Raw genomic sequence first — 12,901 nt, 5'->3', positions numbered from 1 at the left:
TCTTACTATAAGAAATAGCTTAATAAACTGAACAAACCAGTTTTAGCAAGTTTCAACGCAAAGATCGCAACGATTGGAGAAATATCAATCATTCCAAGCGGCGGAATAAAGCGGCGGAATGGTTCTAAATACGGTTCACAAATACGTGCCAGGAACTCTCCAAAAGATGATTCCTTTGCACCAGGAAACCATGATAGGAGAATGTAAATAATAAGTGCCCACGAGTAAATCTCGATAGCATAACTTAACACTATAAAAACTGTTGTCATGGCGTATTACCACCTCTTTATATTTGTTTCTTCTTCTTCACCGAATAACTCTGAAATCGCACCAACAATATCTACATTTTCAGGTGTACACATAAATGTTTTCGGCCCTATTTTTTGAATGTCCCCGCCTATAGCGTATACAGTACCACTTAAAAAGTCAACGATACGTACCGCTTGATCAGTAGACATTCTCTGCAAATTAATTACAACAGCTCGTCTACCTTTTAAGTGGTCCGCAATCCCTTGTGCTTCCGAATATGTGCGTGGTTCTAATAAAACAACTTTTGAAGATTGTTTTGCTGTTTCAATACTCACAACATTTTGCTTCGGTTGCGCTTTCGGAAACGTAACGTCTTGTTGTTCTGGTGGATCTTGCTGCTTTTTCATGTCTGTTTGCTCCTTTTCATAACCATATTGAGCTGCTTCTTTTTCTTCCGGTGTATCAAAAAAGAAGTATTTTACTTTTGACCAACTCATAATAAGATTCTCCTTCCTTTTACGCTTTTCCTACTAAAATCGTTCCCAAACGAATATATGTAGCCCCTTCTTCAATTGCAATTGTGTAATCGTTGGACATTCCCATTGATAATTCTTTACATGGCGCATGTAATAACTCTAGCTCCTGCACCTCTGTTTGCAGCATACGTAATTCCTTAAAACAGCGTCTGATTTCTTCCTCTTCTTCTGTAAATGGAGCCATCGTCATTAGTCCAACCACTTCAATTTTATCGAATTCTTGCAAACTTTGAATAAAAGAAACAACCTCTTCTATTGCCAATCCTTGCTTCGATTCTTCAGATGAGGTTTTCACTTGAATAAAGCATTTCACTTTCTTATCAGCACGTTTCTGAATTTCTTTCGCCAGCGAAAGACGATCTAACGAATGTAAATAATCAATTTCATTAATGATTTCTTTTACTTTTCTCGTTTGTAATGAGCCAATAAAGTGCCAATTAACTTTTGAACCGAAATGCTCGTATTTCTGTAAGAAACCTTCATTTCTATTTTCACCTAAATCGATAATTCCAGCTTCAATTACTTCGTTTGTTTTTTCAATCCCTACAGTTTTTGTAACTGCAACAAGTTTAATATCTTGCAACGAACGTCCAGCTCGAGCGCAAGATTCTTTAATAGCTTCATTTACAATTACTAAATTTTCTTGTACTGTCACTTGCTTCCTTCCTCCTTAAAACCTATGAAACTCAACATTCTTCCTGTCTTACCTTGATCACGACGATGAGAGAAAAATAGTTGCTCTTCACAGCTTGTACAAAGAGATGACATTACAATATGCTCTTCTTTTATGCCTGCTTGTACACATAATATACGATTAATTTCTTTTAAATTAATTGCGTACTGCCCGTCAGAAATTTTTTGATGAGGAACAGCACCGCTAACTACTTCCTGTGCTGCTGTTAATACACGATCATCCACAACATAACAACAAGATCCGATCGACGGCCCAATTGCAACATGAATTTCATCACTTGAAATACCTTCTGCATTCCACTTTTGAATCATTTCCTTTGCAATCTCTTGTACAGTGCCTTTCCATCCAGCATGCGCAAGTCCTATCATACCATGTGATGGTGCATAAAAATAGAGCGGAACACAATCCGCGTAACAAGACGTTAACAGAACATCTTCATTACTCGTATAAATGCCATCTGTTTTTGAAATGCCGTCCTCATATGAATAGACACCACTTCCCTTTTCCTGTTGCCCTACTTTTTCAACATGATGAGCATGAACTTGTTCAGAGCAAATCCAGTTTTCTAATGGTTTTTGTAACTTATTTGCTAAAATGCGTCTGTTTTCATGAACGTTCTCCACGATATCATTCACATGTAATCCTAAATTCATCGCATGAAAGGAGCCCGTACTTATCCCACCATCTTTTGTCGTAAATCCAGCAGTAATGTTTCCAAGTTCTTTCCACGCTTGTAAATACAGTATACCGTCCACATATTTAAATGGTTCTCTCATAATAAAGCGGCTCCTTTTAATTAAAATAACAGAAAAAAGCATGGTACTTCCTGTCTATTTTACCATACTTTTATTTTTTCATAATCCTAACAGAAAAAAAAGAGGAATTTGTAATATTCTTTATGAAATTGTCGGTGTTTGTATTGATTCTGTTACAGAATTAACAGGATTTACTCTTACAAGTATGACATCTTCCCCAATTTTCACAATTTCCTTCCAAGGAATTACAATCTCAACATCTTTTCCAAAAATACCCAGAATACGTGTCTGTTTGGAAATAATAACAGAACAAATTTTCCCTGTGTTCATATCAATTTCAATATCTCCAATATTCCCAATCCTTTTTCCATCTGAAATATTTATAACATCCTTCATCTGTAACTCTGAAATTCGTATCACCATTTTTATCCTCTCCCTTATATGACAAATTGGAAACTGTTTCTCATATTTACAGGAAGCCACCTATACGAAACACCATGCTAGTTTCATTATATGAACACTAATCCCCTACTATGAGCACAAACCATATTACATATAAAAAGGTCTCACCATAATTGGTGAGACCTTATCCTTGAATCGTTTTATTCATTTGTTTAATGGCTGACTTCTCTAAACGTGATACTTGCGCTTGGGAAATCCCAATTTCTTCTGCAACTTCCATCTGTGTCTTTCCTTGGAAGAAACGTTTTCTAATAATCATTTTCTCTCTATCATTTAAACGCTTCATTCCTTCTTTCAATGCTAATTCTTCAACCCACTGCTCGTCCTTTTGTTTTTCATCACTTAACTGATCCATAACAAAGATAGGATCTCCCCCATCATTATAAATCGGTTCAAATAATGAAACTGGATCTTGAATCGCATCTAAAGCAAATACTATCTCTTCATGAGTTACTTCTAGCACTTTTGCAATATCCATTGCTGTTGGTTCTTTTGAATTTTCTGCAATCAATTTTTCTCTTACTTGCAAAGCTTTATACGCAATATCTCGCAATGAGCGCGATACGCGAATCGGATTATTATCACGCAAATATCTGCGTATTTCCCCAATAATCATCGGCACAGCATACGTTGAAAATTTTACATTTTGGCCTAAATCAAAATTATCAATTGATTTCATAAGTCCGATGCAACCAACTTGAAATAAATCGTCAACATATTCTCCTCTGTTATTAAATCTTTGGATGACGCTCAGTACAAGACGTAAGTTTCCATTCACTAATTTTTCTCTTGCGCTTATCTCTCCACTTTGCATTTCACGAAATAATTTACGCATCTCTTCATTTTTTAATACTGGAAGTTTAGCTGTATCAACACCGCAAATTTCTACTTTGTTTCTCGTCAAAGTGTTCCCTCCTATCGGGAGTTGCTGTACAGTGTAAAGTATTTCCTTTGAAGGGGATTTTATGCATGTGTTTTTTTCACGATTTATTATTTAAATTATCTTTCCTAATACAACTAAATAGAATAAGACCAGCCTACATAACGGCTGGTCTTATTCTTTACACCATTTTATTAAATTCTTTTCGTAATCTTTTTATAATTCTTTTTTCTAAACGCGAAATGTATGACTGTGAAATCCCAAGCATATCAGCCACATCTTTTTGCGTCTTTTCCTCTCCTCCAGCAAGCCCAAACCGAAGTTCCATAATTTGTTTTTCACGATCATTTAATTGGTGTAATGCTTTCATTAAAAGGTGACGATCTACAGTAGCTTCTAAATCTTTTGTAATAATATCATCATCTGTACCTAACACGTCAGACAATAACAGTTCATTCCCATCCCAATCAATGTTTAGTGGTTCATCAAAAGAAACTTCCGAACGATTTTTGTTATTTCGACGTAAATGCATTAAAATTTCATTTTCTATACAACGCGATGCATATGTTGCTAATTTTATTTTCTTTTCTGGATTAAATGTATTTACCGCTTTAATAAGGCCGATTGTTCCTATACTAATCAAATCTTCAATATTTATCCCTGTATTTTCAAACTTTCTTGCTATATATACAACGAGCCTTAAGTTACGTTCAATAAGTAATGACCTTGCTGCCTGATCTCCTTTTGGCAATTTATTCAAAAGAACTTCCTCTTCTTCTTTTGTTAACGGTGGTGGCAACGCTTCACTTCCACCAATATAATAAATTTCATCGGTCTTAATTCCTAATTTCAGCAATACTTTATACCAAAGGTATACTAAATAAAATTTTAATTTCATCATATTATCCCGCCTCTCATTTATTAAGCAATCACCATTTTTTGCGAAATCAACATTTTTGGATGCACAATACATTGATACTCCCCATTAGTAGACAGCTGTTGTGTATTTAATCCAATTAATACTTTGTTTACAACAATAGAACTACCTTCATGGTCAACTTGCACACTGTCAGGCTTAATTGCCCACAAAAATTGACTCTCTACTCCTACTGCACGGAAAGGAATTAAGCGTAATTTGGTCGCCCAACCAGAATCATTTTCTGGTATTTGAGGAATTTCTGTTTTGGAATAAATTTGTTCTGTTAACCAAGATGGTAAGCAATGTTCTAATGATGAAACATGCATAATCATAACAGGTGTTTTTGTTAATGGGTCATAAAGTTGGTTCCCACTGTCAATAAGACCTGCGAGTTCTAGTTCTTCTTCGGCTAATTGAATTTTTACTTTCACAATTTGATCATAGTGTATTTTCGTGACCTCTACGCTTTCAATACGCTTTTTAGAAAAATAATAAATTACTGGAAAACCAAAAATAACAAATAACCAACTAATTGGATCACCGTAAGAAATTGACTGAGATTGAACCAATCCATTTACCATTTCATTCGTTTGCAAAAAGAAATGAGTTCCAATTAATCCTCCGCCAACCATAAAGGTTACAAAGTAAAAAGTAAAAACAGTTTGTGCATAATTTCTAAATGTCGTAAACCCAAATGCTGTATACACAATAAGTAACGAGTACAGTAGTTTCATAATTGGATGTGTCATCATAGAAGCAAAAGGAGTAAAGGCAAAAATAACAATAGTTGAACCTATAAATGCCCCTAACACAAGCCTCCATCTTTTGATTTTCTTTTTTAACACGGTAGCTGTTAATAAAAGCAAAAGAAAATCAATGCAGGCGTTTAACAACCAAACAACGTCGGCGTAAACAACCAAACAATTCACCTCTTTTTTCAAGTTGAGACTAGTATAATGCATATCCAATAGGAAAGTGTGTCAATTTGCGGAGGTGTTTTTTTGTTATTTTGTGATTTCTAGACATAATCTGTCGGTAAAAAATAAAAGTACAAATTCATAGAATGATATACTCTTATTTTCACAAACAAAATATATTGAAATATACGAAATAAAAAAAGACCTGCTTAGCAGGTCTTTTCCATAAAAAATAAAAAGGAGCATGAAAGCTCCTTTTTTTATCGTCTACGACGGTTACGTAAAAATGCTGGAATATCGATATCATCTGAATCTGAATGACGCTCATGTACAACTGGCTCTTCACGCTTCATTTCACGTTTTACTTCACGCTGTTTTGAAGGTTGAGCTACTGGTTGTTGCTGTTGTTGCGTGTGGTTCGCATTCGGACGAATAATTGGTTTTGGTGGTTGAGTTGCAATGCTATCATCAAAACCAGTTGCAATTACAGTTACAACGATATCATCTTTTAATCCTTCGTTAATAACAGAACCGAAGATCATATTTACTTCTGGATCTGAAGCTGAAGCTACGATGTCTGCCGCTTCTTGTACTTCATATAAGCTTAAGTTAGCGCCACCCGTAATGTTCATGATAACACCTTGAGCTCCATCAATAGATGTTTCTAGTAATGGGCTAGAAATCGCTTTTTTCGCAGCTTCTGCAGCACGATTTTCCCCATTACCAGAACCAATACCCATTAAAGCAGAACCTCTATTAGACATAATTGTCTTTACGTCTGCAAAGTCTAAGTTAATTAAACCTGGCGTTGCAATTAAATCCGAAATACCTTGAACACCTTGACGTAATACGTTATCAGCTTCACGGAATGCTTCTAACATTGGCGTATTTTTATCAACAATCTCTAATAAGCGATCGTTTGGAATTACAATAAGAGTATCTACATTTTCTTTAAATGCTGCAATACCAGATGCTGCTTGCGTCGCACGCTTACGTCCTTCAAAAGTAAATGGACGTGTTACAACACCTACTGTTAAAGCACCTAATTCTTTTGCAACTTGAGCAACAACTGGAGCTGCACCAGTTCCAGTTCCACCGCCCATACCGGCAGTTACGAAGACCATATCCGCACCACGAAGTGCTTCTTGGATCTGTTCTTTACTTTCTTCTGCAGCTTTTTTCCCTACTTCAGGGTTTGCGCCTGCACCAAGTCCACGCGTTAATTTTCCACCAATTTGCATTTTTGTTTCAGCTTTTGATAGATTTAATGCTTGTGCATCAGTGTTCACAGCGATAAAGTCTACACCTTGTACACCGTGTTCAATCATACGGTTTACAGCATTGTTTCCGCCACCGCCGACACCGATAACTTTTATATTCGCTAATTGATCTTGAGTAGTATCAAACTCTAACATGTCGAAATCCCCCTAGAACCTCATTTTTCGTGTCCAATTTTAATCCCATAAATAACGGAATACACGTTTTACTTTTGACATCATGCGGTCATCATTTTGATTATTATTGTTTTGATTACGAGTTTTTTGTTTCGTGGGTTGCTGTTGTACCGGCGTTGGTGCTGGTGCTGGTACTGGTTCAAAATGCTCTTGCTTTTCCTGCACATTTTTCCCACGTAATTTAGCTTTTTGATAAGAATGTTTAATTAATCCAACTCCACTTGTATATTGGGGCTCACGCACACCAATATAATCAGGAGTTGCTACACGAACATTTTCATGTAAAATATCATATGCAAGATCAAGAACACCTGGCATAGAAGCAATTCCGCCAGTTAGTACATAACCAGAAGCCACTTGCTTTACTCCTAACTTACGCACTTCATCTTGAACAAACATTAAAATTTCCTCTACACGAGCCTCTATTATATCCGATAATTCCAACTGAGAATATTGTTCTGTTTGATCACTTCCCATAATAGGAACCGTAAACATCTCTTCTTCAGATGCTGTATCATAAAAAGCATGTCCATATTTCAACTTAATTTGATCTGCATTTTCTGTTGAAGTTTTCAACCCAATCGCAATATCTTTCGTTATATGGTCTCCACCTAATGGTAATACGCTTGTCGCTTGTAACTCTCCATCTTTAAAAATAGATAAAGTTGTAGATCCTCCCCCCATATCAACAAGGGCTACTCCTCTATTTTTTTCATCTGAAGATATTGCAACTGTTGCAGCCGCTAAAGGTTGAAGACAAATATCAACAATTTCAAGACCTGCTTTTTCTACACAACGAAGTAGGTTATGTAGTAAAGTTCTCGAGCCTGTAATAAGTGTACCTTCCATTTCTAATCTTACACCGATCATCCCGCGTGGATCGTTAATCTCGTCAAGACCGTCTACAATGAACTGTCGAGGTACCACATCAATAAACTCACGTTCTGGAGCAATTGACACAACTTGTGCTGCATCTAGAACGCGTAAGACATCTTCATTCCCGATTTCACGATCTTCATTTGAAACAGCGACTACTCCGTGACAAGGAAGTAGCTGTACCTGGTTTGCATTGACACCTACTACAACTTGCTCAATGTGGATTCCCACCATGCGCTCAGCTTGTTCAATTGCTTTTTTAATTGATCGAACAGTCTCGTCTATATCAACTATCGATCCCTTCTTTAAACCATTTGATTTTACATTTCCAACACCAATAATGTTTAAGCTGTCATTAACCATTTCACCAATGATGACTTTAACATTGGATGTACCGATGTCAAGACTAACATATATTTCATTGCTGTTCATTCTTTGGCACCTCCTTCTTTATTTATACCATACAACTCAATATATGGAACAACAATCGCAACTTTACTATTTATAAGAAAAATATTCAACGTCTTTATACGTTTCCCTTTTTTAACCCTATATTTTTCTTATTTTTATTTAGCATTCAATTAAGAATATCGCAGTAAACTATGAATAACTGCTTATCTTGAAATAATTCTATTTCGAGTGTAAAGTTTACCGCCAAGTATAAGTCTACACTAAGATGTACTCATAGAAAAGTGAAACTTGTACCAATACTAGTATGAATCTAAGAATTTTTACATATTTTTCATCAAATGAACCATTCTTCTAAATTCGTATACACATAATAGAACATTCGTTTCGTTTTTTCTGCTATAAGTAACGAAAACTACCATTCTATTCTTTTTTTTCTTCCGCACCTAATTCTTTCGTATATGCACCTACTTCTAAGTCAATTAATACCTTCTTACCTGGCTCAATTGTTTTTAAAATAAGCGGATAGGCTTCCATACGTTTTGCGAAATTTTGAATTGTAGTGCTCACTTCATAACCTTCATTCATATATAAAGTAAGATGATCTTCATTCGCATTCGTTGGTGAATAGCGAATCTCCGAAATAGATTTTAAAATAGCTGGTGTTAATTTTTCTAGTTCAGCGATTAACTCCTTCATTTTCTCTTCTTTAAAAGGTTCGAAAATCGGTGCTGCAACAGGAAGTTTTCCATTAGGTAGTACATCAAGCGTTTTTCCATTCTCTAATAACGGTTGTAATTTTCCCTCTTTATTTATATAACCAATCGTTAAATATTCTTCGATATGAATATCAATATTGTTTGGAAAACGTTTTTTTACATTTACTGCTTTAATTTCTTTTCGCTTCGTTAAGTTTTCTTCAGCTTTATGTGCTGTCACTCGGAAATAACTTGTATCATATGTCACGCCTGAATCCTTCATTACTTGTTCATCCGTCATATAGTGATTTCCAAACACACTAATCTTTTTTATATTACTAAGCGGAGACCGAAAATAAATTAAAAAGAGCACTAATAAAAATAAAATTGATATGTATAAAATCAATCGATGATTAACATTTTTTTTGTTTTTTTTCTTTTGATTTTTCAATTTTGGTACACGATCTTGTAGTTTAATCACTTTACTATTATTCATGTACGATCCCCCTATGTAACATAAAGAACGGCATGTTCCTCATGCCGTTCTTATCTTCTTATTATAACATAAATGATAATGAGCGGAACGAATAACCGTTATCTTCCAATGATTTCTACTTCTGTGTGCATATCTACATCAAATTTATCCTTAATTGTATGTTTTATTAATTCAATTAAAGACAATACATCTTGCGCTGAAGCTCCCCCGATATTAACAATAAAATTGCCATGCATTTCAGAGATTTGAGCTCCACCAATCCTATAACCACGAAGCCCTGCTTTTTCTACTAAATCTCCTGCAAAATGTGGGATTGGATTCCGAAATACACTTCCTGCACACGGGTGATTCCATGGTTGCGTTTCACGGCGGTAATCTTTATTATTTTGCATGCTACGTACAATTTCTTCACGTTTCCCCGCCTGTAATTGAAACACCGCCTCTAAAACAATACCAGGACGTTTCGTTTGCAATACAGATGCCCGATAAGAAAACTCCAGTTCTTTATTCGTTAACCAGTCAATTGCACCGTCTTCAAACAGAATGAGAGCCTTCGATAATACACTCGATATATCCGATTTATGTGCACCTGCATTCATATATACTGCACCACCGACACTTCCTGGAATACCGCTTGCAAACTCCAATCCAGCTAACCCTTGACGACTAAGTAAAGTTGACAATTTAATAAGAGGATATCCACTACCAACTCTTACCTTATGTTTTTCGACCTCTAAGTGATCTAATCCTTCTCCTAAACGAATAACAACACCTTCTATGCCTTGATCAGATACAAGAAGGTTTGAACCGCGACCAATTACAGTCCACTTCGTTTTGTATTGCTTTACTAACTGTAATGTTTTTTCAATACCGGCTACATGCTTTGGCACAATTAAAATATCCGCTGGGCCACCTATTTTCATAGTTGTATAACGTGCTAACGGCTCGTTAACCAAAACACGACCAACGTCTGCTTCTATAAGCTTATTTACTAATTGTTCCATAGACAATCTCCCCCATATTAAGTCTCCTTATGACAATAATATGCAGGGCGTTCACCTAACGTTATCCCTCTATTTACGGGCAGTACAGCTCCTAAATCAAAATTAGGTGATAACAAAGAAATTAAGCGGAATGAGGATACCAGTAAACATCCGATTAGTGAAAGGTAATAATCAAAGAGAGAGAATCACTCCCCACTGATTAAAGCCTCACTTTATTTTTTTACAAGTTTATTCATTACTTCATACAGCTTATTTGCTGCATCTGGAATACCTAGTTGCTTAGCAGCTAGCTTCATATTTTGTAATGTTTGTGCATCTAATAAAATCTCATCAATATCACGAATAAGCGTTTCAGCTGTTAAATCTTTTTCAAGTAACATTTTTGCCGCTCCTTTATCAACAACTGAACGTGCATTCTTTTCCTGATGATTATTTGTTACATACGGACTCGGTATTAACACACTTGGTTTTCCTAACGCTGTTAATTCTGCAAGTGTTGTTGCCCCAGCCCTTGAAACAACAAGGTCTACACCAGTTAGTACCTCTGGCATATTATGAATGAACGGCTTAATAATAACATTGCTTGGGTTCCCTTTTTGCTTCACGGCTTCCATCACTTTGTCATAATGTACTTCACCTGTTACATATAGTATTTCGTAGCTTTTGTTCCCAAACTGTTCAATTGCTTCAACGAAGGCATCGTTAATCGGTCTAGCCCCACGACTTCCACCAAATATAAGTACAGACTTTTTAGGAAGAGAAAGCCCAACTGAACGTTTCCCCTTCATTCCATTTTGTTCCATTACCTCTGATGCTCGTGGATTACCTGTCATTACCACTTTTGACTCTGGAAAATGCTCTATAGCTGCTTCAAAACAAACAGCAACTTTATCAACATAACGGCTTAAAAACTTGTTCGTTACACCTGGTACACTATTTTGTTCATGTACAATAGTTGGAATACCTAATTTGGCTGCAGCGTATACAACTGGTCCACATACATATCCACCCGTTCCAATTACGATATCCGGATTAAAACGACGAATATATCGTTTACTATCCTGTACACCTTTTAAAAAACGCATTACTGTTTTCACATTATCTAATGATATTTTTCGTTTAAATCCACTTATAACAATAGATTGAAATGGTATACCTGCTTTTGGAACGATTGTACTCTCTAGTCCATTTTCCGTACCAATATATAAAAATCTTGCTTCTGGATTTAACTTTTTTATTTCTCTAATTAAAGCAAGAGCTGGATAAATATGACCACCAGTACCCCCACCACTCACTAATACACGCACTACTAACTCCTCCGCTTCTCTTTTCTTATTTCCATTATATTTATTTCTATATACATATTGCATTTTTACACACATACGAAAAACCCTGTCTTATAAACAGGGTTTAGTAGCGAGAATGGCGACTTATATTTAATAATACACCTACTGCCATTAACATTAATGTCAAACTTGATCCACCATAACTTAAAAACGGCAAGGTAATACCCGTAACAGGCATTAGTCCTGTTACAACACCAACATTAATCATTACTTGAATCGCAATCATCGCCACAATACCTACTGCTAAAAACGTACCATATAAATCTGGCGCTCCTAATGCGATACGAATCCCGCGCCATAATAATAGACTAAATAATAATAACACAAATGAACCACCAATAAAACCTAATTCCTCGGATAAGATCGCAAATATAAAGTCAGTTTGTGGTTCAGGTAAATAAAGAAATTTTTGTCTACTTTGTCCAAGTCCAAGCCCAAATAATCCACCAGGTCCAATTGCAAGTAATGATTGGATAATTTGAAATCCACTCCCGAGCGGATCTGACCACGGATCTAAATATGATGTAATGCGTTTCATTCGATACGGTGCTGATGCAATTAACCCTACAAATCCTGCTACACCAATCAAACCAAACATTGCAAAGTGAAAAACTCTCGCTCCCGAAATGAATATCATAATGATACATGTCCCAACCATTACCGTTCCTGTCCCAAGGTCTGGCTGTAACATAATCATCCCAAAAGCAAGAAACACAAAACTAAGAGCCGGTAATAAACCACGTTTAAAAGATGTAATCAATTTTTGCCGTTCTGCTAAAAACTTTGCCAAGAAAATAATCATCGCAAACTTCATAAATTCTGACGGCTGAATCGAAAATGCTCCGATTCCAATCCAACTTCGTGCTCCTCCTCGAACAAGACCTACTCCAGGAATAAGAACGAGAATAAGAAGAATGAAGCAAACTAGCAAAATCACTTTTGAATACGTACGCCACACCCAATAATCAATTTTCATAATAAAAAACATAGCTACTACACCAAGACCCGCAAACAGTAATTGTCTTTTTGCAAAAAAGAATGAGTCCCCCATTTTATAAGAGGCCCAAACTGCACTCGCACTATAAACCATAATCATTCCGATTGTCAACAATGAAAGTGTTACGATGATGAGAATAAAATCAGGCGTTTTCTTCATTACCCACAAACACCACCTCTTTAGGCAGAACCTTTTGCCCTATGTAACAAA

The 12,901-nt window shown here is 36.0% G+C and carries 14 protein-coding genes; all 14 read right to left on the bottom strand.

Translation table 11 applies throughout. The features are described 5' to 3' along the window. Positions 1-5: 5 nt before the first annotated feature. A complete protein-coding gene (locus ACS2QP_RS02535; protein ID WP_000214233.1) occupies positions 6-269 on the bottom strand; it encodes a YggT family protein in 264 nt (87 codons plus the stop codon). Between the two features lie 6 nt (positions 270-275). Then, entirely contained in the window at positions 276-746 is a 471-nt protein-coding gene (locus tag ACS2QP_RS02530; RefSeq protein ID WP_000119129.1) for a cell division protein SepF, read from the bottom strand. 19 nt (positions 747-765) lie between these two features. Next, positions 766-1,440 (bottom strand): YggS family pyridoxal phosphate-dependent enzyme, encoded by a 675-nt coding sequence (locus tag ACS2QP_RS02525; RefSeq protein ID WP_000218005.1) that lies wholly within the window; start codon positions 1,438-1,440, stop codon positions 766-768. Next, complete coding sequence (gene pgeF / locus ACS2QP_RS02520; RefSeq protein ID WP_001209008.1) at positions 1,437-2,255, bottom strand: peptidoglycan editing factor PgeF; 819 nt, start codon at positions 2,253-2,255, stop codon at positions 1,437-1,439. The genes ACS2QP_RS02525 and pgeF overlap by 4 nt, the downstream gene beginning before the upstream one ends. Positions 2,256-2,375: 120 nt before the next feature. Next, entirely contained in the window at positions 2,376-2,657 is a 282-nt protein-coding gene (locus ACS2QP_RS02515; RefSeq protein WP_438882115.1) for a YlmC/YmxH family sporulation protein, read from the bottom strand. 163 nt (positions 2,658-2,820) lie between these two features. Beyond that, complete coding sequence (gene sigG / locus ACS2QP_RS02510; RefSeq protein ID WP_000197755.1) at positions 2,821-3,600, bottom strand: RNA polymerase sporulation sigma factor SigG; 780 nt, start codon at positions 3,598-3,600, stop codon at positions 2,821-2,823. Positions 3,601-3,757: 157 nt separating this feature from the next. Then, complete coding sequence (gene sigE / locus ACS2QP_RS02505; protein ID WP_000976948.1) at positions 3,758-4,477, bottom strand: RNA polymerase sporulation sigma factor SigE; 720 nt, start codon at positions 4,475-4,477, stop codon at positions 3,758-3,760. Between the two features lie 20 nt (positions 4,478-4,497). Continuing rightward, positions 4,498-5,415, bottom strand: a complete 918-nt coding sequence (spoIIGA, locus tag ACS2QP_RS02500; protein ID WP_000261975.1) for a sigma-E processing peptidase SpoIIGA — start codon at positions 5,413-5,415, stop codon at positions 4,498-4,500. A 257-nt stretch (positions 5,416-5,672) separates the two neighbouring features. Beyond that, positions 5,673-6,827: a cell division protein FtsZ gene (gene ftsZ, locus ACS2QP_RS02495; protein ID WP_000888984.1), complete on the bottom strand. Its 1,155-nt coding sequence runs from the start codon at positions 6,825-6,827 to the stop codon at positions 5,673-5,675. Positions 6,828-6,866: 39 nt separating this feature from the next. Beyond that, a complete protein-coding gene (ftsA, locus tag ACS2QP_RS02490) occupies positions 6,867-8,174 on the bottom strand; it encodes a cell division protein FtsA (protein ID WP_001087558.1) in 1,308 nt (435 codons plus the stop codon). 399 nt (positions 8,175-8,573) lie between these two features. Beyond that, on the bottom strand, positions 8,574-9,344 hold the full coding sequence (gene divIB, locus ACS2QP_RS02485; RefSeq protein WP_001065793.1) for a cell division protein DivIB: 771 nt from the start codon (positions 9,342-9,344) through the stop codon (positions 8,574-8,576). Between the two features lie 98 nt (positions 9,345-9,442). Then, the gene (gene murB, locus ACS2QP_RS02480; RefSeq protein ID WP_153580574.1) at positions 9,443-10,348 is read right to left on the bottom strand and encodes a UDP-N-acetylmuramate dehydrogenase; all 906 of its coding nucleotides are present in this window, start codon (positions 10,346-10,348) and stop codon (positions 9,443-9,445) included. A 212-nt stretch (positions 10,349-10,560) separates the two neighbouring features. Beyond that, on the bottom strand, positions 10,561-11,655 hold the full coding sequence (murG, locus tag ACS2QP_RS02475) for an undecaprenyldiphospho-muramoylpentapeptide beta-N-acetylglucosaminyltransferase (RefSeq protein ID WP_025689214.1): 1,095 nt from the start codon (positions 11,653-11,655) through the stop codon (positions 10,561-10,563). A 103-nt stretch (positions 11,656-11,758) separates the two neighbouring features. Further along, a complete protein-coding gene (gene spoVE / locus ACS2QP_RS02470) occupies positions 11,759-12,850 on the bottom strand; it encodes a stage V sporulation protein E (RefSeq protein WP_000753520.1) in 1,092 nt (363 codons plus the stop codon). Positions 12,851-12,901 lie beyond the last annotated feature (51 nt).

The organism is Bacillus cereus group sp. Bce019, assembly GCF_051781745.1.
In the GTDB taxonomy this organism is placed as follows: Bacteria; Bacillota; Bacilli; order Bacillales; family Bacillaceae_G; genus Bacillus_A; species Bacillus_A cereus.
This window is presented reverse-complemented; position numbering and strand designations above follow the sequence as displayed.